The 25,436-nt window shown below is 73.4% G+C and carries 25 protein-coding genes, 1 other RNA gene and 1 pseudogene; 12 read left to right on the plus strand and 15 right to left on the minus strand.

Annotated elements, in window-relative coordinates:
• Positions 1–2: 2 nt before the first annotated feature.
• The 5 genes from ACIRGB_RS27240 to ACIRGB_RS27260 all read right to left on the minus strand — a co-directional run bounded on the left by ACIRGB_RS27240 (position 3) and on the right by ACIRGB_RS27260 (position 5,050).
• The gene (locus tag ACIRGB_RS27240) at positions 3–290 is read right to left on the minus strand and encodes a hypothetical protein (protein WP_403870296.1); all 288 of its coding nucleotides are present in this window, start codon (positions 288–290) and stop codon (positions 3–5) included.
• 107 nt (positions 291–397) lie between these two features.
• On the minus strand, positions 398–1,291 hold the full coding sequence (locus tag ACIRGB_RS27245) for a hypothetical protein (protein WP_403870299.1): 894 nt from the start codon (positions 1,289–1,291) through the stop codon (positions 398–400).
• 158 nt (positions 1,292–1,449) lie between these two features.
• Complete coding sequence (locus ACIRGB_RS27250; RefSeq protein ID WP_403870302.1) at positions 1,450–2,442, minus strand: N-acetylmuramoyl-L-alanine amidase; 993 nt, start codon at positions 2,440–2,442, stop codon at positions 1,450–1,452.
• 10 nt (positions 2,443–2,452) lie between these two features.
• Entirely contained in the window at positions 2,453–3,145 is a 693-nt protein-coding gene (locus tag ACIRGB_RS27255) for a class I SAM-dependent methyltransferase (protein ID WP_403870305.1), read from the minus strand.
• 147 nt (positions 3,146–3,292) lie between these two features.
• A complete protein-coding gene (locus tag ACIRGB_RS27260; RefSeq protein WP_403870308.1) occupies positions 3,293–5,050 on the minus strand; it encodes an MFS transporter in 1,758 nt (585 codons plus the stop codon).
• Positions 5,051–5,335: 285 nt separating this feature from the next.
• Between ACIRGB_RS27260 and ACIRGB_RS27265 the strand changes: the two genes are divergently transcribed.
• Positions 5,336–6,802 carry an MFS transporter gene (locus ACIRGB_RS27265; protein ID WP_403870311.1) on the plus strand — a complete coding sequence of 489 codons (1,467 nt, stop codon included), beginning with the start codon at positions 5,336–5,338 and terminating at the stop codon, positions 6,800–6,802.
• A gap of 457 nt (positions 6,803–7,259) precedes the next feature.
• Entirely contained in the window at positions 7,260–8,141 is an 882-nt protein-coding gene (locus tag ACIRGB_RS27270; RefSeq protein ID WP_403870314.1) for a MaoC/PaaZ C-terminal domain-containing protein, read from the plus strand.
• 72 nt (positions 8,142–8,213) lie between these two features.
• On the opposite strand, the gene ACIRGB_RS27275 is transcribed toward ACIRGB_RS27270, so the two are convergent.
• Positions 8,214–8,381, minus strand: coding sequence for a hypothetical protein (locus ACIRGB_RS27275; protein WP_403870317.1), 168 nt, complete (start codon positions 8,379–8,381; stop codon positions 8,214–8,216).
• Positions 8,382–8,478: 97 nt separating this feature from the next.
• A complete protein-coding gene (locus tag ACIRGB_RS27280) occupies positions 8,479–9,711 on the minus strand; it encodes a hypothetical protein (RefSeq protein WP_403870319.1) in 1,233 nt (410 codons plus the stop codon).
• Between the two features lie 209 nt (positions 9,712–9,920).
• On the opposite strand from ACIRGB_RS27280, the gene ACIRGB_RS27285 reads away from it, so the two are divergent.
• From ACIRGB_RS27285 to ACIRGB_RS27295, 3 genes are read left to right on the plus strand one after another with little or no spacing between them, the layout of a single operon-like run.
• On the plus strand, positions 9,921–10,787 hold the full coding sequence (locus ACIRGB_RS27285; RefSeq protein ID WP_403870322.1) for a Nif3-like dinuclear metal center hexameric protein: 867 nt from the start codon (positions 9,921–9,923) through the stop codon (positions 10,785–10,787).
• Entirely contained in the window at positions 10,784–11,527 is a 744-nt protein-coding gene (locus ACIRGB_RS27290; protein ID WP_403870704.1) for a zinc ribbon domain-containing protein, read from the plus strand. The genes ACIRGB_RS27285 and ACIRGB_RS27290 overlap by 4 nt, the downstream gene beginning before the upstream one ends.
• Before the next feature lie 11 nt (positions 11,528–11,538).
• Positions 11,539–12,885 carry a bifunctional RNase H/acid phosphatase gene (locus ACIRGB_RS27295; protein WP_403870326.1) on the plus strand — a complete coding sequence of 449 codons (1,347 nt, stop codon included), beginning with the start codon at positions 11,539–11,541 and terminating at the stop codon, positions 12,883–12,885.
• Here the strand turns inward: ACIRGB_RS27295 and eda are convergent.
• The 4 genes from eda to ACIRGB_RS27315 all read right to left on the minus strand — a co-directional run bounded on the left by eda (position 12,860) and on the right by ACIRGB_RS27315 (position 15,814).
• The gene (gene eda, locus ACIRGB_RS27300; RefSeq protein WP_403870329.1) at positions 12,860–13,534 is read right to left on the minus strand and encodes a bifunctional 4-hydroxy-2-oxoglutarate aldolase/2-dehydro-3-deoxy-phosphogluconate aldolase; all 675 of its coding nucleotides are present in this window, start codon (positions 13,532–13,534) and stop codon (positions 12,860–12,862) included. The two genes, ACIRGB_RS27295 and eda, sit on opposite strands and share 26 nt — an antisense overlap.
• 75 nt (positions 13,535–13,609) lie before the next feature.
• Positions 13,610–14,392, minus strand: a complete 783-nt coding sequence (gene yaaA / locus ACIRGB_RS27305) for a peroxide stress protein YaaA (RefSeq protein ID WP_403870332.1) — start codon at positions 14,390–14,392, stop codon at positions 13,610–13,612.
• Between the two features lie 34 nt (positions 14,393–14,426).
• A complete protein-coding gene (locus ACIRGB_RS27310) occupies positions 14,427–15,056 on the minus strand; it encodes a hypothetical protein (protein ID WP_403870335.1) in 630 nt (209 codons plus the stop codon).
• A complete protein-coding gene (locus ACIRGB_RS27315) occupies positions 15,053–15,814 on the minus strand; it encodes a MerR family transcriptional regulator (RefSeq protein ID WP_403870338.1) in 762 nt (253 codons plus the stop codon). The genes ACIRGB_RS27310 and ACIRGB_RS27315 overlap by 4 nt, the downstream gene beginning before the upstream one ends.
• Before the next feature lie 166 nt (positions 15,815–15,980).
• Between ACIRGB_RS27315 and ACIRGB_RS27320 the strand changes: the two genes are divergently transcribed.
• From ACIRGB_RS27320 to ACIRGB_RS27340, 5 genes and pseudogenes are all read left to right on the plus strand, one after another.
• Complete coding sequence (locus ACIRGB_RS27320) at positions 15,981–16,571, plus strand: Uma2 family endonuclease (protein WP_403870341.1); 591 nt, start codon at positions 15,981–15,983, stop codon at positions 16,569–16,571.
• A 27-nt stretch (positions 16,572–16,598) separates the two neighbouring features.
• Positions 16,599–17,432: an AraC family ligand binding domain-containing protein gene (locus ACIRGB_RS27325; protein WP_403870344.1), complete on the plus strand. Its 834-nt coding sequence runs from the start codon at positions 16,599–16,601 to the stop codon at positions 17,430–17,432.
• Between the two features lie 19 nt (positions 17,433–17,451).
• Positions 17,452–18,279 (plus strand): annotated as a pseudogene (locus ACIRGB_RS27330) (DMT family transporter); the annotation flags it as partial.
• Positions 18,280–18,349: 70 nt separating this feature from the next.
• An RNA gene (gene rnpB / locus ACIRGB_RS27335) (RNase P RNA component class A) lies at positions 18,350–18,753 on the plus strand.
• Positions 18,754–19,041: 288 nt separating this feature from the next.
• Positions 19,042–20,043: a glycoside hydrolase family 11 protein gene (locus ACIRGB_RS27340; protein WP_403870347.1), complete on the plus strand. Its 1,002-nt coding sequence runs from the start codon at positions 19,042–19,044 to the stop codon at positions 20,041–20,043.
• An 82-nt stretch (positions 20,044–20,125) separates the two neighbouring features.
• Here the strand turns inward: ACIRGB_RS27340 and ACIRGB_RS27345 are convergent, their stop codons facing one another.
• A complete protein-coding gene (locus ACIRGB_RS27345; protein ID WP_403870349.1) occupies positions 20,126–20,467 on the minus strand; it encodes a MazG-like family protein in 342 nt (113 codons plus the stop codon).
• Positions 20,468–20,497: 30 nt separating this feature from the next.
• Positions 20,498–21,040, minus strand: coding sequence for a DoxX family protein (locus ACIRGB_RS27350; RefSeq protein ID WP_403870352.1), 543 nt, complete (start codon positions 21,038–21,040; stop codon positions 20,498–20,500).
• Between the two features lie 153 nt (positions 21,041–21,193).
• Here ACIRGB_RS27350 and ACIRGB_RS27355 point away from each other — a divergent pair, with 153 nt between their 5' ends.
• Positions 21,194–21,520, plus strand: a complete 327-nt coding sequence (locus ACIRGB_RS27355) for a nuclear transport factor 2 family protein (RefSeq protein WP_403870355.1) — start codon at positions 21,194–21,196, stop codon at positions 21,518–21,520.
• 245 nt (positions 21,521–21,765) lie between these two features.
• On the opposite strand, the gene ACIRGB_RS27360 is transcribed toward ACIRGB_RS27355, so the two are convergent.
• A complete protein-coding gene (locus ACIRGB_RS27360) occupies positions 21,766–22,557 on the minus strand; it encodes an SDR family oxidoreductase (RefSeq protein ID WP_403870358.1) in 792 nt (263 codons plus the stop codon).
• A 132-nt stretch (positions 22,558–22,689) separates the two neighbouring features.
• Between ACIRGB_RS27360 and ACIRGB_RS27365 the strand changes: the two genes are divergently transcribed.
• The gene (locus ACIRGB_RS27365; protein ID WP_403870361.1) at positions 22,690–24,360 is read left to right on the plus strand and encodes an alkaline phosphatase D family protein; all 1,671 of its coding nucleotides are present in this window, start codon (positions 22,690–22,692) and stop codon (positions 24,358–24,360) included.
• Here the strand turns inward: ACIRGB_RS27365 and ACIRGB_RS27370 are convergent.
• The gene (locus ACIRGB_RS27370; protein WP_403870364.1) at positions 24,347–25,432 is read right to left on the minus strand and encodes a Gfo/Idh/MocA family protein; all 1,086 of its coding nucleotides are present in this window, start codon (positions 25,430–25,432) and stop codon (positions 24,347–24,349) included. The genes ACIRGB_RS27365 and ACIRGB_RS27370 overlap by 14 nt on opposite strands.
• Between the last annotated feature and the right edge of the window lie 4 nt (positions 25,433–25,436).

The raw sequence follows: 25,436 nt of genomic DNA on the forward strand, positions 1-25,436 counted from the left end.
GGTCAGTGCCGGCCGAGGCGATTGGCGACGGCGTGGCCGATGAACAGGTAGACGACCGCGGCCAGTCCGTAGCCGGCGACGACCCGGGCCCAGTCCTCGTCGAAGGTGAAGAGGTCGTGCGACCAGCCGGCCAGCCAGTTGGCCGCGTCATGGACGAACTGCACCAGGTCGTTGGCCCGGTTGGCGTCCAACAGGTACATCAGGATCCACAGGCCGAGGATGAAGGCCATGATGTCGGCGACTATCGCGATGGCCCGGCCGGCGGAGGTGGAGCCGTGGTATCTAGACATGCCTTCCGTATGGCCCCGCAGGCCCGGAGGAAACCTGTGCCGACGGCCCCCCGTCCGGAACCGCTTCCGGACGAGGGGCCGTTGAGGTGTCGGCGGGGTCGGCGCGATCAGCCGCGCTGGATGCCCGAGGTGTCCTGGAGGACGCCGCGACGGCCGTCCTGGGTCTGCGCGACCAGGTGGGCGCCGCGCTGCTCGACGGCCAGATACCAGGTGCCCGGCGCCAGCTCGGCGATCGGCGTCGGGGAGCCGTCCTCCGCGAACAGCGGACGCGGCACCGGCACGGCGAACCAGAACGGGGAGAAGTCCCCGGCCGGCTGGGCCTGGGCCTGCGCCTGCTGCGGTGCCTGCGGCTGACCGGGCTGCGGCTGACCGGGCTGGGGCTGACCCGGCTGCGGCTGGCCGCCGAAGGCCGGACCCGGCTGACCCGGCTGTCCCGGCTGCCCGGGGTGGCCCGGCTGGCCGCCGTACGGCTGCTGCTGGGCGCCCGGGTAGCCGTAACCACCCTGGGGCTGGCCGCCGTAGGGCTGCGGCGCGGCGGGGCGGGGGGCCGGGATCAGGGTGCCCTTGAGGGCGGGGAGCAGCGGCGTGGCCACGGCCGCGGCGGCCATGAGCAGCGTGGCGACGAGGGCGAGGATCAGGCCGATCCCGGCCCCGATGTTGTCCAGGCCCCCGTCGTTGTCGAAGGCGCCCGCCGGGTCGAAGATGTTGCCGAGCGCGCACCACGCGGCGAAGACCGTGAACGCGGTGCCGAACTGGCCGAGGTCGAGACCGGCCACCTTCATGGGCTGCGGCATGGCGCGGTTCACGACGACGAGCGCGGCGCCGATGACGCCCGCCAGGACGACACCGAGCACGACCGAGCCGCTGCCCCACAGGCTGGGGATCTCCGCGCTGTCCGGCGCACCGTCGATCGAGTAGATGTCGAGGAACGACGCGATCAACAGCAACACCGCTGCTCCGATCACCACGCCGTCGCCTCGAGTGAGCGAGCGGATATTCACTTCAGGTCCTTCGTAGGTCGTGTCGTCGTCGGTAGAGGCGTCGCTGTCACGACGGCGCCGAAAGGTTCCGGTGTGAAGCGCGGGGGTGGCCCCTCATCGTACGGACGACACTATCGTCCGGACCTCGGGGCTGTCCGCAGGGATCGGAACGCCGATCACTACCCGCGCAGGAAACTCACAATCCCCTCAGACATCCCTTGCGCCGCCTTCTGCCGCCAACTGCCGCTGGTCAGCAGGGCCGCGTCCGTGGCGTCGCGCATGTTGCCGCACTCGATGAACACCTTGGGAACCGTTGACAGATTGAGACCGCCCAGGTCCGTACGCGTGACCAGACCGGTGCCGTCGCCGAGGTAGTTGGAGGGCGCGGTGCCCGTGATCCGCACGAAGCCGCCCGCGACGCGCTCGCCCAGTTCGGCGGAGGGCGCCACGATCGCGCGGGTGTCGGCGGCCCCGTCGTGCACCGGGCCCGGCAGGATCACGTGGAAGCCGCGGTTGCCGGCCCCCGACCCGTCGGCGTGGATCGAGATCGCGGCGTCGGCCTTCGCCTCGTTGCCGATCCGGGCCCGCTCGTCCACGCAGGGGCCGTACGGACGGTCGCCGTCCTGCGTCAGCTTCACGGTCGCGCCCTGCTTCTCCAGCAGGTCGCGCAGCCGGTGGGCCACGTCGAGGGTGAACTTCGCCTCGGGCCAGCCCGCGTTGGTGGCCGTGCCGGTCGTGTCGCACTCCTTCCAGTGGGTGCCGATGTTCACCTTGCGGTTGATCTCGGACGCGTGCTGGAAGTTGGCGGGGTTGTGCCCCGGGTCGATGACGACGACCTTGCCCTTGAGGGCGTCGGAGCCCGCGGCGGGCGCGGACGTCGAGGCGGACGCGGACGGTTTCCCGGACGCGGGCGCCGGTGCCGGACCCGAGGGCTTCCCGCCGTCGCCGCCCGGGGAGCCGGGTGCGTCGGCCGAGGGAGCCGCCGACGTCCGTACGCCCGCCGCGGGTCCGCCGTCGCCGCCGCCCCCGTCGTCCGGGCCGCCGACCGCCGCGTACACCCCCCACCCGAGCAGCGCCCCGGGCACGAGCGCGGCGACCACCACGGTCAGCGGGCGGCGCAGCGGGGAACGGCGGGGCTGGGGAGGTTCGAAGTCCGGGCCTGTGTACGACACGTCAGCGACTCTAACCGCGGCCCCGGACGCCCGCGTCCGTTCGCCGCAGGACGCGCAGCGAGTCGGTCGCGGAGACCTCGGTGAACGCGCCGGACGCCAGCGCCCTGAGGTAGACGCGGTACGGGGCCTGGCCGGTGAACTCGTCGGCCGGATCCGGGAAGACGTCGTGGATGACCAGCAGCCCGCCCTCGGCCACGTGCGGGGCCCAGCCCTCGTAGTCGGCGTTCGCGTGCTCGTCGGTGTGGCCGCCGTCGACGAAGACGAGGCCGAGCGGGGCGTTCCAAACCGCCGCGACCTGGGGGGAGCGTCCCACCAGGGCGACCACGTGCTCCTCCAGACCGGCCCGGTGCAGGGTGCGGCGGAAGGCGGGCAGCGTGTCCATCACGCCCAGTTCCGGGTCGACCGTCTCCGGGTCGTGGTACTCCCAGCCCGGCTGCTGCTCCTCGCTGCCCCGGTGGTGGTCGACGGTGAGCGCGGTGACCCCGGCCCGGCGGGCCGCGTCGGCGAGCAGCACGGTGGAGCGCCCGCAGTACGTGCCGACCTCCAGCAGCGGCAGCCCGAGCCCGCCCGCCTCCACGGCGGCGGCGTACAGCGCGCGGCCCTCGTGCGCGGGCATGAACCCCTTCGCGGCCTCGAAGGCGGCCAGGACTTCGGGGGAGGGGGAGGGGGTGGGGGTGGGGACGGAGGCGGGGGCCGCGGTCATGGGGGCCTTTCGGTGGTCGTGCGGACGGGGGCCCGCGCGCTCGGCGGTGGTACGGGCGGGCCCGCGCCCCATGCTGCCGCACCCCCGGCCGCGTGGTGCGACAGGGGGTGCGGGGACCGGCGCCGGGGCCGGGCGGGGGGATCTGGGTCAGGCCGGGACCGTCTCGCCCGGCAGCGACAGGTCCAGGTCGACCGGGCGGTCGCCGCCGTGGGTGGCCGCGTGGGCCAGCGGGGCGTGGCCCGCGGCGCGGGCGGCCAGGACGTACGGGCCCTCGGCGGGCACGGCGAGGGCGTAGCTGCCGTCGCCCGCGGAGAGGGTCGCGCCCGCCTGCCGTCCGTGCCGGTCGATCAGCGTGACCTTGGCACGGGGGACGGGGACGCCGTCGGCGGCCAGCACCCGGCCGCGGAAGCCGTGCGGCGGCTGCCCGGCCCCGGCGAGCGCCTGCTCGGCGCGGGCCAGGTTCGCGTCCTCCTCGCTGCTCGCCCGCAGCTGCGACACCGTCGCCGGAGTGCGGCGGGGCAGGAAGAAGGCCAGCACCAGGCCGACGGCGACGGCGCCCGCCGCGATCATGAAGGAGACGCGGAAGCCGTGCAGGGTGGGGACGGCGACACCGCCCGCGTCGTTCGCCGTGTTGGCGAGCACCATGCCGATGACGGCGCTGGACACCGACGTACCGATGGACCGCATCAGCGTGTTGAGGCCGTTGGCGGCGCCCGTCTCGGAGGCCGGGACGGCGCTGATGATCAGGGCGGGCAGGGAGGAGTAGGCGAGGCCGATGCCCGCGCCGATCAGCACCGAGGTGACGACGGTCTGCCAGGCGGCGCTCATCAGGCCGAGGCCGCCGGTGTAGCCGACCCCGATGATCACCAGGCCGATGATGAGGGTGGTGCGGGGGCCGTAGCGGGCGGACAGCCGGGCGTAGACCGGTGCGGTGAACATCATCGTCAGGCCCAGCGGTGCCACGCACAGGCCCGCGACGACCATCGACTGACCGAGGCCGTAGCCGGTCTCGGAGGGCAGCTGGAGGAGCTGCGGCAGGACGAGGGAGATGACGAAGAAGGAGACGCCGACCATGATCGAGGCGAGGTTGGTGAGCAGCACCTCGCGGCGGGCCGTGGTGCGCAGGTCGACCAGCGGGGCCGCGACGCGCAGCTCCATCAGGCCCCACAGGAGCAGGACCACGACGGCGGCGGCGAACAGGCCGAGCGTGGTGGGCGACGACCAGCCCCAGTCGCTGCCCTTGCTGATCGGCAGCAGGAAGAGGATCAGACCGGCCGACAGGCCCAGCGCGCCCGGCAGGTCGAAGGAGCCCTTGGCGCGCAGCGGGGACTCCGGCACGACCAGCAGGGTCAGGGCGATGGAGAGGACACCGAGACCGGCGGCGCCGAAGTAGAGGGCGTGCCAGTCGGTGTGCTGCGCGACGAGCGCCGCGGCGGGCAGCGCCAGTCCGCCGCCGACGCCGATCGAGGAACTCATCAGCGCCATCGCCGAGCCGAGCCGCTCCCGGGGCAGCATGTCGCGCATCAGGCCGATGCCGAGGGGTATCGCGCCCATCGCGAAGCCCTGGAGCGTACGGCCGACGATCATCGGGATCAGGGCGTCGGTGAGCGCGCTGAGCAGCGCCCCGACGACCATCACCGACAGGCTGGCGATCAGCATGCGGCGCTTGCCGAACAGGTCGCCGAGCCGGCCCATGATCGGGGTGGCCACGGCTCCGGACAGGAGCGTGGAGGTCAGGACCCAGGTGGCGTTGCTGGGTGAGGTGTCCAGAAGTCGGGGCAGGTCCTTGATGACCGGGACCAGCAGGGTCTGCATCACCGCGACGACGATGCCCGCGAACGCGAGCACCGGGACGGTGGCCCCGCTCGCTCGCCGCGCGGGCTCGTCGGTCGTCGTGTGGGACATGGGGTGGGGCCTCCAGGCCGAAGGGAGCGGATGCGGTGCGTGATCGGGATGTGTGCAGACTGAACCTCGTGCGCCGGGGCAACTATTCCGTTGCTTCGAGTCGCTAACTAATTCTTGACCTTCTCTTGGGATGGCGATCAGGTGACCAGTCAGGTGACCAGTCGGTCGGACGAGTGGGCCGGAGACGAGTAGGTCGGAGACGAGTGGGTCGGACGAGTAGGTCGCTGGACCTAGGGCGGTCCGGGGCCGAAATACCGATGCAAGGGGCACAGTCGGGTTGAGACCATGACACCCATGCTGGAAGCCAGCGGTGCCCCCACCGCATCCCGAATATCGCCGCGCCGCCGTACCCCACCGACCTGGCTGGTCGTGGCACTCGCCTGCGCCGGGCAGTTCCTGGTCGTGCTCGACGTGTCCGTCGTCAACGTCGCCCTGCCGTCGATGCGGGCCGACCTCGGGCTGAGCGCGCAGGGGCTCCAGTGGGTGGTCAACGCCTACGCCATCGCCTTCGCCGGGTTCATGCTGCTCGGCGGGCGGGCCGGTGACCTGTACGGGCGCAAGCGGATGTTCCTGGTCGGGCTCGGGCTCTTCACGCTGGCCTCGGTGGGCGGCGGTCTCGCCCAGGAGGGCTGGCAACTGCTGGCCGCCCGCGCCGTGCAGGGGCTCGGCGCCGCCGTGCTCGCCCCCTCGACGCTGACCATCCTGACCGCCGCGGTGCCCGAGGGCGCGGCACGGGCCCGCGCGATCGCGACCTGGACCGCGGTGGGCGCGGGCGGCGGCGCCGCGGGCGGCCTGGTGGGCGGCGCCCTGGTGGACGGGCTGTCCTGGCGCTGGGTACTGCTGATCAACGTGCCGGTGGGCGCGGTCGTGCTGGCCGGCGCCGCGCTGTGGCTGGCCGAGAGCAAGGGCGGCCCACGGCGCCGCCTCGACCTGCCGGGCGCACTGCTGGTGACCGCCGGTCTGGCCACGCTGGCCTACGGCATCTCGCAGACCGAGTCCGAGGGGTGGGCGGCGACGGCGACCCTGGTGCCGCTGCTGGCCGGGCTCGCGCTGCTCGGGCTGTTCCTCCTCGTCGAGGCGCGGACGGCGGCGCCGCTGATGCCGCTCGGGCTGCTGCGGCTGCGGCCGATCGCGTCGGCGAACGTGGCGATGCTGGTGTCCGGCTCGTCGATGTTCTCCATGTGGTTCTTCATGACCCTGTACGCGCAGAACGTGCTGGGCTACTCCCCGCTGGAGGCGGGCCTGGCCCTGGTGCCCAGCTCCCTGGCGGTGATCCTCGGCTCGAAGGCGGCCCCGCGGTTCCTGCCGGTGCTGGGGGCCCGCAACGTGGCCGTGCTCGGCACGCTCGTCGCGGCGGTCGGCTTCGGCTGGCAGTCGACGATGACCGCAGACGGCGGCTATCTGACCGCGATCATGATCCCGGGCGTGCTGATGATGCTGGGCGCGGGCATCGCGGCGACCCCGCTGGCCTCGCTGGCCATCTCCGGCGCGGCACCCGGGGACGCGGGACTGGTCTCCGGGCTGATCAACACGTCCCGGACGATGGGCGGTTCGCTGGGACTCGCGGTGATGTCGACGATCGCGGCGGCCCGGACCGGGGGCGAGGACGCGGGCCTGGTGGCCCTGACGGACGGCTACGCGCTGGTCTTCCGCACAGGAGCGGCCGTCCTCCTCGCCGCAGCCCTCCTGATGCGGGCCTGGCTCCCCCCGGGCCGCCCCAAACCCGACCCGACACCCCACAGCACGGCCTGACCACCCAACAAGGGGCAACCCTCTGCCGCGGGGCGCGTGGAACGCCCCTGGAAGGGGCGCGGGGAACTGCGCGCACACCCCCCACCGGCCCGCGGCCGAGGAACGGCCCTTGGAAGGGGCGCGGGGAACTGCGCGAGCACCCCGCACCGGCCCGCGGCCGAGGAACCGCCCTTGGAAGGGGCGCGGGGAACTGCGCGAGCACCCCGCACCGGCCCGCGGCCGAGGAACCGCCCTTGGAAGGGGCGCGGGGAACTGCGCGAACAACCCCCACCGGCCCGCGCCCGACGAACCGCCCCGGCCGCGGCCGACGCCCCCCCCCGGCCCAGACCCCGGTCTCATACCGGTGACGCTACGGAGCGCGCGGGGACGGAGTCCGGGAACATGTCACCGGCGTCCCGCGTCCCGTACCGTCGGGCTGATCGTGATCACCGTCGTGACCGGGAGGAGCAGCAGGGCCATGCCCATCGACGCGGCCGGGGCACTCGGCGCCGCACCCCGGGTCCGGGAGATCGCCTGGGACCACAAGGACGTCCAGCTCTACCACCTCGGCATCGGCGCCGGCCGGCCCGCCACCGACCCGCGCGAGCTGCGCTACACCCTGGAGTCCCGGCTGCACGTCCTGCCGAGCTTCGCGACCGTGGCCGGCGGCGGCGCCCCGGGCGTGATCGCCGCGCTGTCCGTGCCCGGCGTCGACGTCGACCTCGGCCACGTCCTGCACGGCGGGCAGCGACTGCGCCTGCACCGGCCCGTCCCGGTGCGCGGCCGGGCCACCGCGGCCTCGCGCGTCGTCGCCGCGTACGACAAGGGCACCGCGGCCGTCCTCGTGCTGCGCACCGAGGTCACCGACCCGGACGGGCCGCTGTGGACCGACGAGGCCGAGGTCTACGTACGCGGGGAAGGCGGCTGGGGCGGCGAGCGGGGCCCGTCCGGACGCCCCTCGCCACCGCCCGCCGGGCCCCCGGACCACGTCGCCGAACGGACCCTGAGGGAGGACCAGGCGCTGCTCTACCGGCTCTCCGGCGACTGGAACCCCCTGCACGCCGACCCGGAGTTCGCCGCGCGCGCCGGCTTCGCACGGCCCGTCCTGCACGGCCTGTGCACCTACGGCGCCACGCTCAAGACGGTCGTGGACACGCTGCTGGACGGCGACGTGTCCCGGGTGCGCGCCTACCGCACGCGGTTCGCCGGGGTGGTGTACCCGGGGGAGACGCTGCGGGTGCGGATGTGGTCGCCCGCCGGGGCGCGCGGTGCCGGTGCGGGGGAGGTCCGGGTGGCCGTCGGCGCCGTCGAGCGCGACGACGCGGCCGTCCTCGCCGACACGGTCGTCCGGTACGGGTGAACGACCACGGCCCCGTCCGCCGGATGCGACGAACGGGGCCGGAGCCGCTTGCGCTGGTACTTGTCCGTGCCGTCAGGCGGCCGTCTCGGACTCCTCGGCCGGCTTGCGGTGGCGGCCCCGGGGAGACGCCACGCCCTCCTGGCTGGAGACCGGTCCGCGGTGCTTGCCGTGGCCGGTGCGGGACTCGGAAACGTCGGCACCGGCGGCCTGTATCGGCTGGGTCGTGCTGGTGTCGTTCATCGGAAGGAATTCACCCCGTCAACATGATCTTTCCTACAGCCGGGCGAGTCTAACCGGCACACCTCGGGCGGAATCCAGGCGGCGGCGCCAACCGGCACTACTTCGTTACAAGCCGTGCCAGCGGGGCCTGTTGCAGCGGCACGGGGCGAGGTTGAGCGGGGGCGGGAGTGGGCGTCGAGGTGTCCGGCGCGGTGTCCGTGGCACCGGGTTCGCGGGGTTCGCGGGGTTGGCCCGGAGCCGTATTCTCCGGAGTCGGCTCCTCCGGTCCCTCCGGCCGCTCGCTGTCCGTGCCGGGAACACCGGGTGCGGCCAGCCGGGCCACGCCGCACGGCGACTGCGGTGTGGAGCAGGGCAGCCGCAGCTCCCCGTCCGGGGTCCACAGTCCGGCGCCCGCCAACCACCCCTCGGGCGCCGGAAGATGCCGTACGCGCCGTTCGGCGGGCCGCCACACGCCGACCCAGCTGCCGAACGCGCCGTCCACCCGCAGGGCCACCGCGCAGCGTTCCGGAGTCAGCACCTGCCCCGGCTGGACGGCGAACGGCGTCACGACGCAGTCCGGCAGCCGCAGGCACTCCGGGAAGCGCACCGGCAGCGTGCTGCCCAGCACACCCCAGCCGAGCCGCTGCCGCCCCGGCGAAGGGGCGTCCGAGCCGATCAGCACCAGCCCGCTGTCGGGGTCGGCCAGCAGGAGCCGGTCGTCGCTGTCCGCCGCGATCTGGAGCAGCGGTGACACCTCGCCGTCCCGCTCCAGGTCCACCACGACCGCCTTCACGCGCCCGCCGGTCTCCCGGTCCACCGCCAGCATCCGGCCGGCGCGGTCCAGCCAGACCCCGCCCGAGCACCGGCCGGGGATCTCGGCCACCCGCTCCGGCCCGAAGGCGCCGCCCGCGACCTGCCACAGCACCGTCGAGCGCGGACCGGCCGCGAGGGCGTACGCCCGCTCCCCGCCCGGGACCGGCGGCAGCAGCCGCAGCCCGGGGCCGTCCGCCGCGCACTCGACCGCGCCGAGCGGCAGCTCGCCGGTGCCGGGCCCGGTCGGGTACAGCAGCGCGAAGACGTGCCGGCCGGCCGCGATCCGGTGGACCAGGACCCGCCCGTCGCCCATCGGCTGCACCTCGGTGCCCGGCTCCTCGGGTTGGTTGCCCGGCAGCGGCACCGCGTACGGCTCGGGCCCGTCCAGGGTCCAGCGCTCCGGGTACCAGGAGTCGCCGCCGTCCCCGCTCGGGGCGAGACGCGCGGCGTAGGCACCCTCCGCCGTGATGCAGCAGTCCGCCTGCGGGCCCCCGCCGTTCCCGGGGTCCGCCGAAGGCTCGATCGCACAGGCCGTCATCGTTCGGTCACCTCCGGCGACGAAGCTAGTTTTCGTACGCACGGGCGGGGGACCGGCAGCCGTCCCCATCACACATACGTGTGTCACAGGAACGATTCGCCTGAGGGAAGGGCACGGTGTGTGCTGTGCCGGAGCGGACGGCCGCGGCGGCGGGCGGCGGGCGCATCGGCGGGTACAACGGCGCAGAACCTCCAGGTAGCCTTGCACGCGTGCCCCGTCTGTCAGAAGTCATCGCCGCGCTGGACAACCTGTGGCCCGCCGAGCGGGCCGAGTCCTGGGACGCGGTCGGCACCGTCGTGGGCGAGCCCGGTCAGGAGGTCTCCCGCGTCCTGTTCGCCGTGGACCCGGTCCAGGAGATCGTCGACGAGGCCGTGCAGCTCGGCGCCGACCTGCTCGTCACCCACCACCCGCTGTATCTGCGCGGGACGACGACGGTCGCGGCGTCCACCTTCAAGGGCCGCGTGGTGCACACGCTCATCAAGAACGACATCGCCCTGCACGTCGCCCACACCAACGCCGACACCGCCGACCCGGGCGTCTCCGACGCGCTGGCCGGTGCCCTCGACCTGAACGTCGTACGGCCCCTGGTGCCGGACCCGAGCGACCCCGAGGGGCGCCGCGGGCTGGGCCGGGTGTGCGAGGTGCCGCATCCGCTGACGGTCCGCGAGCTGGCCGCCCGCGCCGCCGAGCGGCTGCCCGCCACGGCGCAGGGCATCCGCGTCGCCGGCGACCCGGAGGCGACCGTGCGCACCGTCGCCGTCAGCGGCGGCTCCGGCGACAGTCTCTTCGACCACGTGCGGGCGGCCGGCGTCGACGCCTTCCTCACCGCGGACCTGCGCCACCACCCGGTGTCCGAGTTCTCCGCGGACCGCGCCCACCGTCCTCTCGCGCTGCTCGACGCGGCGCACTGGGCCACCGAGTGGCCCTGGTGCGAGCTGGGCGCGGCCCAGCTCGACGAGATCTCCGACCGCCACGGCTGGGACCTCAGGGTCCACGTCTCGAAGACGGTCACCGACCCCTGGACCGCCCAGGTGGCGTCCGCCCCGACCTCTAGCGCAATGGGAGCCCCCAACTGAAAGCCGAGCCCGCCGACCAGATCCGACTCCTCGACGTCCAGGGCCTCGACACGCGTCTCCAGCAGCTCGCGCACAAGCGCCGGTCCCTGCCCGAGCACGCCGAGATCGAGTCGCTGACCAAGGACCACACCCAGCTGCGCGACCTGCTCGTGGCCGCGCAGACCGAGGAGAGCGACTGCGCCCGCGAGCAGACCAAGGCCGAGCAGGACGTGGACCAGGTGCGCCAGCGCGCCGGCCGCGACCAGCAGCGCCTGGACTCCGGCGCCGTCACCTCCCCGAAGGACCTGGAGAACCTCCAGCGCGAGATCGCCTCCCTCGCCAAGCGCCAGGGCGACCTCGAGGACGTCGTCCTGGAGGTGATGGAGCGCCGCGAGTCCGCGCAGGAGCGGGTCGCCGAGCTGACCGAGCGGGTCGGCGCGGTGCAGGGCAAGATCGACGACGCCACCGCGCGCCGTGACGCGGCCGTCGAGGAACTGGACGGCGAGATCGCCTCGGTGACCAAGGAGCGCGAGGTCATCGCGGGCTCCGTCCCCGACGACCTGCTGAAGCTCTACGACAAGCTGCGCGAGCAGCAGGGCGGCCTCGGCGCGGCCAAGCTGTACCAGCGCAGCTGCCAGGGGTGCCGCCAGGAGCTGGCCATCACCGAGCTGAGCGAGATCCGCTCCTCGGCGCCCGACACGGTCGTACGCTGCGAGAACTGCCGCCGCATCCTGGTGCGCACGGCGGACTCCGGGCTGTAGGGGGCCGGTCGGTGGGTTCCGCGCGGGAGTTCGTGGTCGAGGCGGACGGCGGGTCACGGGGCAACCCGGGGCCCGCGGGCTACGGCGCGGTGGTGCTGGACGCGGCGACGGGGGAGACCCTGGCGGAGGCCGCCGAGTACCTCGGGGTCGTCACGAACAACGTCGCCGAGTACCGGGGCCTGCTGGCGGGCCTGCGCGCGGCGAAGGAACTGGACCCGGACGCCACCGTTCACGTCCGCATGGACTCCAAGCTCGTCGTCGAGCAGATGTCGGGCCGCTGGAAGATCAAGCACCCGGACATGAAGCCGCTGGCGGCCGAGGCGGCCCGCGTCTTCCCACCGGGGCGCGTGACGTACGAGTGGATCCCCCGCGCGGACAACAAGCACGCCGACCGCCTGGCCAACGAGGCGATGGACGCGGGCGCCCGCGGCGAACAGTGGTCGCCGTCGGCGTCGACGGCGGACCTGGACACGGGCGACGCCGACCGCGCCGCGCGGGCCGGTGCGCAGGCCGTCGCCGGTGGCGACGCTCCGGCCGCGGGGGAGCGCCTTGCGCAGGCGGCCCGGACCGGTGCGGAGACGGTGGCGCCGGGTGCGGTGGCTCGCCCCTTTGCAGCAGGCAGCACTGCCGGGGCTTCGGCCACCGGTGGCACTGCCGGGGCTTCGGACGGCGCTGCCGCCGATGTGCGGGCCGCGAAGGCTGTGGCCTCGCCCGGTTGGGGGCCTCCCGACATGGGCGCCCCCGCCACCTTCGTCCTCCTGCGGCACGGGGAGACGCCGCTCACCCCGCAGAAGCGGTTCTCCGGGAGCGGCGGCAGCGATCCGGCCCTGTCGGCCGTCGGCCGCGAGCAGGCCGAGAAGGTCGCCGAGAGCCTCGCCCGGCGCGGCACGATCGAGGCGATCGTCGCCTCGCCCCTGGCCCGCACCCGCGAGACCGCCGGCATCGTCGCCGCCCGCCTGGGGCTGGAGGTGACGGTCGAGGAGGGCCTGCGCGAGACCGACTTCGGCGCGTGGGAGGGGCTCACCTTCGGCGAGGTGCGCGACCGCCACCCCGCCGACCTGGACGCCTGGCTGGCCTCCCCGGACGCGGAACCGACCGGCGGCGGCGAGAGCTTCGCGGCCACCGGCGCCCGGATCGCCGCCACCCGCGACAAGCTCGTCGCGGCGTACGCGGGCCGCACGGTGCTGCTGGTCTCCCACGTCACGCCGATCAAGACGTTCCTGCGGCTGGCCCTGGGCGCCCCGCCCGAGTCGCTGTTCCGGATGGAGCTGTCGGCGGCGTCGCTGTCGGCGGTGGCGTACTACGCGGACGGCGGCGCCAGCGTCCGCCTGTTCAACGAGACGTCCCACCTGCGCTGAGTCCACCCGCGTTGAGCGCCGCCGCCTCGCGGGCCAGCGCCTCGACGCGCCCCCAGTCCCGGCCGGCCACCGCGTCCTTGGGCAGCATCCAACTGCCCCCGACGCAGCCGACGTTGGGCAGCGCCAGATACTCCGGCGCGGAGGCCGCGGAGATGCCGCCGGTCGGGCAGAAGCGGGCCTGCGGCAGCGGCGCGGCGAGCGCCTTGAGATAGGCGGTGCCGCCCGCGGCCTCGGCCGGGAAGAACTTCATCTCCCGCACCCCGCGCTCCAGCAGCGCCACCACCTCCGACGTGGTCGACACCCCCGGCAGGAACGGCACCCCGGACGCCCGCATCGCCTCCAGCAGCGCGTCCGTCCACCCCGGGCTGACCAGGAACCGCGCCCCGGCCGCCACGACCTCGGCGACCTGCTCCGCCGTGATGACCGTGCCCGCGCCGACCACCGCGCCCGGCACCTCACCGGCGATGGCCCTGATCGCGTCGAGGGCGACCGGTGTCCGCAGCGTCACCTCGATCGCGGGCAGCCCACCGGCGACGAGCGCCCGGGCGAGCGGCACGGCGTCGGCGAGGTCGTCGACGACCACGACGGGCACCACGGGCGCGAGATCCAGCACCGAGGCGGCGGGGGAGGAGGGCAGCGGAGAACTCATGCCCTCATCGTGCCGCCCCAACGCACTCCCTGCAATCACCGTTGCAGTCAGCGCAACGGCGGCGCGATCGACGGATCAGTGCACCTCGTCCACCAGCACGTCCAGCGACCACGGCCGCCCGGCCTTCGCGGGCGCCGCCGCCTCCACCTCGTACCCCAGGTCCCGCAGGGCCTCCACCAGCTCCGCGGGCCCCGAGGGCGCGGTCCCGGACGCCAGCAGACTCCGTACGATCCGCCCCTTGGTCGCCTTGTTGAAGTGGCTGACCACCTTCCGGGTCGGCGCGTGCAGCACCCGTACGGTCGCCGTCCGCGAGGCGACCTCGCCCTTCGGCTTCCACGCCGCCGCGTACGCCGCCGAACGCAGGTCGAGCACCAGCCCGTTCCCGGCCGCCTCCGGCAGTACCTCGGCCATCGGCTCCCGCCAGTGCGCGCCCAGTGCCCCGAGCCCGGGCAGCTTCACGCCCATCGAGCACCGGTAGGAGGGAATCCGGTCGGTCACCCGCACCGCACCCCACAGTCCCGAGAACACCAGCAGCTGCCTGGCCGCCCGCCGCTTGGCGGCGGCATCCAGCGAGGCCAGGCCCAGGGCGTCGTACAGCACACCGGTGTAGATCTCCCCGGCCGGACGCGCGCCCGCCGTCAGCAGCTCCACGTTCTTGGCGACCTCGCCGCGCAGCCCCTCGCTCAGCCCGAGTACCTCGCGGGCCTTCTCCTCGTCGCCGGCGCACAGCTCCACCAGCTCGGCGAGGACGGCCTCCCGGGCCGCGGTGAGCCCCGGCAGGGACAGCGACCCGGTCTTCAGCGGGGCGCCCCGGCCGGACGCGGCCTTCCCCTCGGACGGCGGCAGCAGGACAAGCACACGTACTCCTTCACAACAAGCTCCGGGCCCCAGGTCAGGGTACGGCGTACCCCTCCCGTGCCTGCTCGACGGCCCGTACGAGCGCCCCGGGGTCGTCGGCGTGACACCGCACCACGCGGACCTCCCGCCGCCGTCCGAAGAAGGAGACGTGGGCGACGGGCTCGGCCAGTTCGAGGGTGACGGAGGTCTGGGACCCCACGGGGAGGTCGAGCGCCCCGTCCGTCCGCTCGTGCGTCGTGCGCAGCTCACGCCGGACGGAGGCGATCCGCTCCAGCGGTATCCGCACGTCGACGTGGCCGGCCCGCCGGACCCGCAGCGTCCCGGCGGCCGGGTCCAGGACGTGCGGCCGGACCACGGACGCGGCGTGCAGCCCGACCACGACCAGGACCGTGTACACGTCCAGCACCAGCACCACGTGGTGCACGGCGGGCCGGCTCCGCAGCAGCACGGACATCATCACGGACTCGACGACACACACGAACGCGAACCCGGCCATCATCGCGCCCTGCCCCCGCGCGTACCCGAAGACCGACCCGCCGGCCACCGCCCCGTGGGTCCGCCGCACCGCCCACAGCCACAGACTGGCCAGCAACCGCAGCTCGTGCCGGATCAGGAGGGACGGGACGGTGACGAAGGACGGGCGGCCCGGACCCGGGCGCGTCATGACCGCCGCTCCCGCGACACGAGGGCGAGCGCCTGCCGCACCGCCTCCGACTGCCCCGGCGCGAAGTCGGCGTACATGGCGCGCAGGACACCGTGGCCGGAGTCGAGGTCGACGCCCTCCGCGGGCAACAGCTCCGCCGGGATGCAGTCGGCGAGCGCCCGCGCGGCCCCGGCCACCCGGGGATCGTCGGCATCGGCGTCGGCCAGCTCGTCCAGCAGGGCGTACGCCTCGTGGGCGCGCGCCACCGCCTCCGGCGACTCGAACGCCTCGCGCAGCGTGGCCAGCAGCCCCTCCCGCTCCTCCGGGCCCACCGCGCCCTCCATGAACGCCAGCATCTCCCGGTCCCGCAGGGCCATCGGCGAACCGGACACGTCGCCCATCCCGGCGAACAACCCGGCCAGCTCCGGCGAGACCGGCCCCTCGGCCGGCAGCCCGCCCTCCGTCTCCAGCAGCGCCCGCAGCCGCGCCCGGCGGTCCCGGATCGCCGCCTCCTGCCGCGCGAGATCCGCGTCCAGTTCCTCCAGCACCTCGGCAAGGTCCTTCCCGGCCTCGTCCGCGAGCACGTCCCGCACCTCCGCGAGCCCGAGCCCCAGCTCGGTCAGCCGCCGGATCCGGGCCAGCACGACGACGTGCCGCAGGGTGTACGTCCGATACCCGTTGGCCAGCCGCTCCGGCTCCGGCAACAGGCCCTGGTGGTGGTAGTGCCGCACGGTCCGCGTGGTGACGCCGACGGCGCCGGCGAGTTCTCCGATCCGCATGACCCCAGTAGAAACGTTGACGCTGCGACAGGGTCAAGCGCGACGAGCCCGCCTTCCGGACAGGGACCTCGCTCCTGTGCCACGATCGAGGGAACGGTTCCCGATCTCTCGGACAGGTGATCAGCCGATGTCCCAGTCTGGCGAGCGACCGAAGGAGGGGCGTGACATGACTGCCATGGCCCATGAGCCGCTGGCGCAGGCGGATGTCCTGCTGGAGGGGTTCCTCGCCCTGGAGACGCCGGAAGGCTTCCGGGCCGAGCTGATCGAGGGGGAAATCGTTGTGACGCCGCCGCCGGACGGGGATCACGAGGACTACATCAACCTGATCGTGAAGCAGGTGATCAGGAGGTCCAGGGCGGACATGGACTTCTCCGGGAACAAGGGGCTGAAGCTCAGAGGCGGCCTCGACCTGCCCATGGATCACGTCATCCCGGACGCCACCTTCGCTCCCACCGACCTGCGCCTGTATCGCGGCGCCGACCCCTGGATGCCCTGTCAGGGAGTTGCCATGGTCCTGGAGGTGACGTCGAGCAAACCCCGGGTCGACCGCGAGGCCAAGCGCCGCTGCTACGCAGGTGGCGGTATTCCCCTCTACCTGCTGGTCGACCGGCACGCGTCCTCGATCACGCTGTTCAGTACCCCGCAGAAGATCGACCATCGGGACGACTACCGGGAGCACTGCACCCGCCCCTTGGGCAAGTCACTCACGCTCCCCGCCCCCTTCTCCTTCGACCTGGACACCGCCGACTTCCTCTGATCCCGTAGGGGCAGGGGGTGGGCAGCGGTGGGCGCACGGGGTGAACAGGCGCGCTGGACCAGGGCGCGGCTGGGGGCGGCAGGACCGCCGCTCGATCTCCTGACCGCACGCTTCGACCGGCACGTCTACGCCCCGCACGCCCACGACGAGTACACCGTCGGCGTCACCGTCGGCGGCCTGGAGGTCATCGCCTACCGGGGCGGGCACATCCACTCGGGGCCGGGCTCCCTCGTCGTCCTGGAGCCGGGCGAGGTGCACACCGGCGGCCCCGCCGCCCCCGACGGCTACTCGTACCGCGCCCTGTACGCGGCCCCGGACCTCCTCACCGACGGCACCCGCGCCGCCGCCCTCCCGCACTTCCGCGAGCCCGTCCTCGACGATCCCGAACTCGCCGCCGCCCTGCGCGCCGCCCACACCGACCTGGCCCGCTGCCCCGACCCGCTGGAGGCGGAGTCCCGCCTGCCCTGGCTGCTCGCGGCGCTCGCCCGCCGCCACTCCACGGCCCGCGCGGCCGACGACACGGTCCCCGGCGCCGACCGCGTCGCCCGCGCCGTACGCGACCGCCTCGCCGACGAACTCCTCGCCCCGCCGTCCCTGGCGGCCCTCGCCACCGACCTCGGCCTGTCCCGCTACCAACTCCTGCGCGCCTTCCGTACGGCGACGGGGATGCCGCCGTACGCCTGGCTCGCCCAGCACCGGGTGGCCCGGGCGCGCGGACTCCTGGAGGCGGGCCTGCGCCCGGCCGAGGTGGCGGCGCTGGTGGGCTTCGCCGACCAGGCGCACCTGACCCGCTGGTTCCGGCGGGTGCTCGGGGTGACCCCGGCGGCGTACCGCAACAGCGTTAAAGACCGCACCCGCTGACCCGGCGGAGACTCGCCGCATGACTGCACGCGGCTGGTTCCTGTTCTCCCTGATGGGAGTGGTCTGGGGCGTTCCCTACCTGATGATCAAGGTGGCGGTGGACGAGGTGTCCCCGTCCGGAGTGGTGTTCACGCGCTGTGCGCTCGGCGCGCTGCTCCTGCTCCCCTTCGCCCTGCGCAAGGGAGACCTCCTCGGCACCGTACGGAGCCACTGGAAGCCCATGCTGGCCTTCGCCGTGATCGAGATCATCGGCCCCTGGTGGACCCTGACGGACGCCGAGCGGCACCTGTCCAGTTCCACCGCGGGGCTGCTGATCGCGGGCGTGCCGATCGTCGCCGTGCTCCTGGCCCGCTTCTTCGGCGCCGAGGAACGGGTCGGCGCCCGCCGGGTCACCGGACTCGGCCTCGGCCTCGGGGGCGTCGCCGTGCTCACCGTGCCGCACCTCACCGGCGGCGACGCCCGTTCGCTGGCCGAGGTGCTGGTGACGGTCGTCGGTTACGCCACCGCCCCCCTGATAGCCGCCCGCCACCTCAAGGACGTCCCCACCCTCCAGCTCATCACCCCCTGCCTCACCCTCGCCGCCGTCGTCTACGCACCCGCCGCCTTCCTGACCCGGCCCACCACCCTGCCCTCGGGCGAGGCCCTGGCAGCCCTGGCCGGCCTCGGCCTGGTCTGCACCGCGATCGCCTTCGTGGCCTTCCTGGAGCTGATCAAGGAGGTCGGTCCGACCCGGGCCGGCGTCATCACGTACGTCAACCCGGCGGTCGCCGTCGCCGCGGGCGCTCTCCTCCTGGACGAGGACCTGACCCTCGGCATCGGCGTCGCCTTCACCCTGATCCTGGCCGGCTCGGTCCTCGCGACGGCCGCCGCCGGTCCGGGGCGGGAGGTCCGCCGGGTACCATGGTCGACACGGCAGACGAGCCGGGCGGGCGGCCGCGTGGAGTCCCTCACGGGACTTCCCGAGGAACGTCCGGGCTCCACAGGGCAGGGTGATGGCTAACGGCCACCCGGGGTGACCCGCGGGACAGTGCCACAGAAAGCAGACCGCCCGGGACCTCGGTCCCGGGTAAGGGTGAAACGGTGGTGTAAGAGACCACCAGTGCCCAGGGCGACCTGGGCAGCTAGGTAAACCCCACCCGGAGCAAGGTCAAGAGGAGCGCTGTGAAAAGCGCTCTGCGCGGACGTTCGAGGGCTGCCCGCCCGAGTCCGCGGGTAGACCGCTGGAGGCCGGTGGCAACGCCGGTCGTAGATGGATGGCCGTCGCCGGAAGGCCCGCGAGGACCTTCCGGAACAGAACCCGGCGTACAGCCCGACTCGTCTGCCGCTGTGCGGCTCACGCCGCTGGATGCGACCCCCACCCCCCGCTCCGCACCCGATGCGTCGAAAGTTTCGGTGGGGGGCCTCCTGCTTTCCGGGTCCTTCGGTGCGGGGTTTCTGCTTGCGGTGCGCTGTCCTGGGGTGAGGGCTAGCTGATCTGCATATACGGCCGATCAGAGGCGTCTCCTGGCGCGTCGAAGGTTTCGAAATATTTACCGAAACTGTTGACGCTTGATGGGTGCAGGTCAACACTGTCGCCGTTGTCCGAACCCGCAGGAGAGGAACACCCCCCATGAACCTGCTCGTCCCACCGAGGCGTCGCAGACGAGGTCCCGTCACCCTGCTCGTCAGGAGCGCGTGGGTCGTCGCCCTCGCCGCGCTCGCCGCGCTGATGCTGCCGGGCACCGCCCAGGCGGACACGGTCGTCACGACCAACCAGGAGGGCACCAACAACGGCTACTACTACTCGTTCTGGACCGACAGCCAGGGCACCGTCTCCATGAACATGGGCTCCGGCGGTCAGTACAGCACCTCGTGGCGCAACACCGGCAACTTCGTCGCGGGCAAGGGCTGGAGCAACGGCGGGCGCAGGACCGTGCAGTACTCGGGCAGCTTCAACCCGTCCGGCAACGCGTACCTGGCGCTCTACGGGTGGACGTCGAACCCGCTCGTCGAGTACTACATCGTCGACAACTGGGGCACCTACCGGCCCACTGGCGAGTTCAAGGGCACCGTCACCACCGACGGCGGTACGTACGACATCTACAAGACGACGCGGTACAACGCCCCCTCCGTCGAGGGCACCCGCACCTTCGACCAGTACTGGAGCGTCAGGCAGTCGAAGCGGACCGGCGGCACCATCACCACCGGCAACCACTTCGACGCGTGGGCGCGGGCCGGGATGCCGCTCGGCAACTTCAGCTACTACATGATCATGGCCACCGAGGGCTACCAGAGCAGCGGCAGCTCCAACATCAACGTCGGGGGGACCGGCGGCGGTGGCGGCGACAACGGGGGCGGTGGCGGCGGCGGGTGCAGCGCGACGCTGTCCGCCGGGCAGAAGTGGAGCGACCGGTACAACCTCAACGTCTCCGTGAGCGGTGCCGCCGACTGGACGGTGACGATGAACGTGCCGTCCCCGGCGAAGGTCCTGTCGACCTGGAACGTCAACGCCAGTTATCCCAGCGCGCAGACGCTGACCGCCAAGTCGAACGGCAGCGGCAACACCTGGGGTGCCACCATCCAGGCCAACGGCAACTGGACCTGGCCGACCGTGTCCTGCACCGCGGGCTGACCGAGCCCGGCCCCGGTCCGTACCCGTGGCCACGGCTCACGGGTACGGGCCTCTGCGGTCACTCACTCACTCGCTCACTTACTCATTCACCCAGCGAGCGTCCAGCCACCCGCGCCAGGTGCCGGCCGAAGACCTCCCGGGCCTCGGGCGTCAGGGTCCGCAGGGCCACCATCGCCGTGATCACGACGTCGCACAGCTCCGCCTCCACGTCGTCCCAGGTGTGGGTGACGCCCTTCCTCGGATTCTGGCCGATCGCGCCGATCACCGCCTCGGCGACCTCGCCGACCTCCTCCGACAGCTTCAGCATGCGCAGCAGCAGGCCCTCCCTGCCGCCGACGGGCTGGTCCGCCTCCAGCCACGTCCACAGGGCGTCGACGGTGTTCCAGAGGTCGTCGGCCCGCGCGCCGTCCGGGTTGTCGCTCATGTGGAGCAGCGTGCCACGGTCTCGCTAGCTTCAGTCGAAGAGTGCTTCCTGCCGCCCCTCGGCCGCCCTGCGCAGCCGCCTGTTCCGCGCCCCGACGACCACCGTCGTAGCCGCCGCCGTCACCGCGAGGGCGGCCGGGACCATCCAGTTCCGGTTGACCGCGTGGCCGAGGGCGTGGTCGAGGGAGAGGCGGCCGGGGCCCGAGACGGCGAGGCCCGCGGCGGTCAGACCGAGGGAGACCGCGTACTCGTAGCCGCCGGCCGGGGCGAAGAAGCCGTTCGGGGCGTGCACCGCCGCGGCGCCCGCCATCGCGCCGGCCGCCGCCGCGCCCGCGGCCGGCGTGGCCAGGCCCAGCGCCAGCAGCGTCCCGCCGCCCGCCTCGGCGAGGCCCGCCGTGGTGGCGCTGGCCCGGCCCGGCGCGTAGCCCATGGCCTCCATGGCCCGGCCGGTCTCCCCGAGGCCACCGCCGCCGAACCAGCCGAGCAGCTTCTGCGTGCCGTGCGCGGCCAGGACGCCGCCGGTCCCCAGGCGGAGCAACAGCAGTCCCAGATCACGCCGGTCACAGCACTTCACGTCGACTCCTCGCGGACGATGGCGGCTCATCTGTCCACCGTCGCCCGTCGGCGGCGTCCGGGCCCGTCACCGGGCGCCGTTCGGGTGGCGGCGGACGGGCGAAGCACGGCGGGCCCGGTGGCGGGGGTGCGGGGCCGGTGTGACGCTGCGGCCATGACCATTCAGACCACGCGACTCAGCGACCCGGCCGTCCGCGCCTTCGTCGCCGCCGTCAACGCCCACGACCGCGAGGCCTTCCTCGCGCTGCTCGCGCCGGACGCCACCATGGCCGACGACGGGGACGAGCGGGACCTCGACCAGTGGATCGACCAGGAGATCTTCTCCTCCCACGGTCACCTGGAGGTCGACCGGGAGTCCAACGGCGGTCGCGCCCTCATCGCCCGCTACCGCAACGACACCTGGGGCGAGATGCGGACCCGGTGGGACTTCACTGTCGACGAGGACGGCCGGATCGCCCGCTTCGAGACCGGGCAGGCGTAACCGGGAAACGGTGCGGCGGCCGTTCCGTCCACCGGTGCGCCGGTGTGGCGGAACGGCCGCCGCCTCCCCCCTCGGTATGGCTCATGGAGCGTCGCGGAAGGGTCTTGTGAAAGACCGTCTTGCGGAAGACCGCCTTGTGGAAGACCAACGCTTCAAGTGTGAAGTTCCGGTGAAGGAGATTTGAGCATACGGCCTGCACCGGTCGCAATACCGCGGACGTTGAAATTCCGAATGTATGAATCTGCTCAGCCGCGCCCCACGTACGGCATCGCCGTCGCCATGACCGTCGCGAACTGCACGTTGGCCTCCAGGGGCAGCTGGGCCATGTGCCGCACCGTGCGCGCCACGTCGGCGACGTCCATCACGGGCTCGGGTGCCGTCTCCCCGTTGGCCTGGAGCGCGCCGGTCTGCATGCCGACCGTCATGTCGGTCGCCGCGTTGCCGATGTCGATCTGGCCGACCGCGATGCCGTAGCGGCGGCCGTCCAGCGACAGCGACTTGGTCAGACCCGTCAGCGCGTGCTTGGTCGCCGTGTACGCCACCGAGTGCGGGCGCGGCGTGTGCGCCGAGATCGAGCCGTTGTTGATGATCCGCCCGCCCCGCGGGTCCTGCTCCTTCATCTGCCGGTACGCCGCCTGCGCGCACAGGAACGCCCCGTTGAGGTTGGTGTCCACCACGTGCTGCCAGGCCTCGTAGGGCAGATCCTCGACCGGCACGCCGCCGGGGCCGAACGTCCCGGCGTTGTTGAACAGCAGGTCCAGTCGCCCGAACCGGTCGCGCACGGCGCCGAACAGGGCCGCCACGTCCTCCGGGCGCGACACGTCGGCGCGGACGGTGAGGGCCGAGCCGCCGCCCGCCGGTGCCGCCGCGGCCGTCTCCGCCAGCGGCTCGGGGCGGCGGCCGGCCAGGGCCACCGACCAGCCGGCGGTGAGCAGTTCGACGGCGACCGCCCGGCCGATGCCCGATCCGGCGCCCGTGACGACGGCGACCTTCCGTGCGCCGGTGCTTTCCTCGGCGCTGGTTCTCACGGTGTTCATGAGTCGGCAGCGTACGGGTCGCGGAACATCCGGAACTCATCCGTCCGACATGCGATCGCCATGTCCGCGCCAAGCATGGGTCGTTCCCGGCCCGTCGAATTCCCCTGGCAACCACCGCTAGGGGAGGAACGGATGACACCCGCGAACCACCAGGCCCCGACCCCGGTCCCGGCCCAGTCGCAGTCCTCGCACGCGCCCGAACTCCGCGCCGCCGCCCGCAGCCTGGGCCGCCGCCGCTTCCTGACCATCACCGGCGCCGCCGCCGCGCTCGCCTTCGCCGTGAACCTGCCGGCCGCCGGCACCGCGAGCGCCGCCGAGCTGGACGCCGCGCAGCTGACCGCCGACCCCTTCACGCTCGGTGTCGCCTCGGGCGACCCGCAGCCCGGCTCCGTGCTGCTGTGGACGCGCCTGGCCCCGGTCCCCTACCAGGCCGACAGCGGACTGCCCGCCAAACGCGTCGAGGTGAGCTGGGAGCTGGCCCTGGACGAACGCTTCCGCCGCGTCGTCAGAAGGGGCCGGGCCACCGCCCACCCCGAGTTCCACCACACCGTGCACGTCGAGGTCGACCACCTCGCCCCCGGCCACGTCTACTACTACCGCTTCCGCGCCGGCCGGTACGTCAGCCCGGCCGGCCGCACCCGCACCGCGCCCGCCCAGCACAGCCGGGTCTCCGACCTCACCTTCGGCCTGGTCTCCTGCCAGAAGTACGACGAGGGCTACTACACCGCCTACAAGCACCTGGCCCAGGAGGACGTGGACGTCGTCTTCCACCTCGGCGACTACCTCTACGAGTACGCCGTGAACGCCACCGGCGGCTCCCGCGCCTACCCCGCGGGCACCCTGCCCGCCCACTTCAACCACGAGACGGTGACGCTGGAGGACTACCGCCTGCGGTACGCCCTCTACAAGTCGGACCCCGACCTGCGGGCCGCGCACGCCGCGCACCCCTTCATCGTCACCTGGGACGACCACGAGACCGAGAACAACTACGCCGACGAGACCCCGGAGAACAGCGTCCCGCCGGAGGAGTTCCTCATCCGCCGGGCCGCCGCCTACCGCGCCTACTGGGAGAACATGCCGCTGCGCCGGCCCCAGCTGCCCGACGGCCCCGACCTCAAGCTCTACCGCCGCCTGCACTGGGGGCGCCTGGCCCAGTTCGACGTCCTCGACACCCGGCAGTACCGCTCCAACCAGGCGTACGGCGACGGCTGGCAGTTCCCCGGGCCCGAGTCCGAGGACCCGAGCCGCACGCTCACCGGCGACGCCCAGGAGCGCTGGCTGATCAACGGCTGGCACCGGTCGAACGCCCTGTGGAACGTGGTGCCCCAGCAGGTCACCTTCTCCCGGCGGTACAACATGACCACCACGCCGTCCAAGGTCTCCATGGACTCCTGGGACGGCTACCCGGCCTCCCGCGAGCGGGTCCTGGCCGGCGCGCAGGCCGCCGGGATCGAGAACCTCATGGTCCTCACCGGCGACGTGCACGTCTCCTACGGCTTCGACATCAAGCGCGACTTCGACGACCCGGACTCCCGGACCCTGGGCACGGAGATCGTCACCACCTCCGTCACCAGCGGCCGCGACGGCTCGGCGAAGCCGTCCAACTGGGACACCCTCATGACCGCCAACCCGCACCTGAAGTTCTTCAACGGGCTGCGCGGCTACGCCACGGTGGCGCTGGGCCGGGAGTCGGCGCGCGCCGACTTCAAGACCGTGTCCCACGTCAGCACCGAGGGCGCGCCGCTCACCACCGCCGGGTCCTTCGTGACGGAGGCGGGGGAGCCGGGGCTCAAGCCGGCGTGACGACCGGCTCCGCCGCTTCTCCCCGGTCCCCGGGTGTGCCCTGGTCGCCCTGGTCGCTCTGTGCGTCCTGTGTGCCCTGTTCGCCCGGGTAGTGGACGCCGACGCGGTCCCGGATCGCGTCGAGCGTCCGCATCACGGCCAGCGTGCCGTCGAGGGGGACCAGCGGCGACTCCCTCTCCCCGGCGCGCAGGGCCCGCATCACCTCCTCGGCCTCGTGCCGCAGGCTCTCGCGGGGGCCGTCGGCCGGGTCGGCGCGGAACTCCTGCGGGTCCCGGCCGGTGCGGTGCAGTACGAAGTGGTCCGGGAAGAAGAAGCCGTTCGGGACGTCGATGCGGCCCTCGGAGCCGGTGACCGACGCGGAGTTGGGCGTACCGCCGGTGATGGAGCAGTGCACCGAGGCGAGGGCGCCGCTCCCGTAGGAGAGCAGCGCGCCCGTCTGGAGATCCACGCCCTCCTCGGAGAGCACCGCTCGCGCCGCGACGTCCGAGGGCTCACCGAGCAGCAGCTGCGCGAACGACACCGGGTACACCCCCAGGTCCAGCAGCGCGCCGCCGCCCTGCGCGGGGTCGCGGAGCCGGTGCGCGGGCGGGAAGGGGCCCGCGAGGCCGAAGTCCGCCTGGAGGCTGCGGACCTCGCCGATCGCGCCGTCGTCGACCAGCGTCTTCAGGCGCCGCACCAGCGGGTTGCAGTACATCCACATCGCCTCCATGAGGAAGACGTGCTTCTCCCGGGCGAGCGCGACCAGTTCCGCGGCCTCCCGCGCGTTCAGCGTGAACGGCTTCTCGCACAGCACGTTGCGGCCCGCCTCCAGGCACAGGCCGGCCGCGGTGCGGTGCGCCGAGTGCGGGGTCGCGACGTACACCACGTCGACCTCTTCGTCCCGGGCGAGCGTCTCCCAGTCGCCGTACGCCCGCGGTATCCCGAACCGCTCGGCGAACGCCTTCGCCGACGCCTCCGTCCGCGAGGCCACCGCCACGACCTCCGCGTCCGGCAGATCGACCAGATCCGCCGTGAACCGCGCCGCCATCCCGCCGGTCGCGAGAATCCCCCAGCGCACCTTCTGTCCGGTCACCGCT

Source organism: Streptomyces sp. NPDC102490, from assembly GCF_044765285.1.
GTDB lineage: Bacteria > Actinomycetota > Actinomycetes > Streptomycetales > Streptomycetaceae > Streptomyces.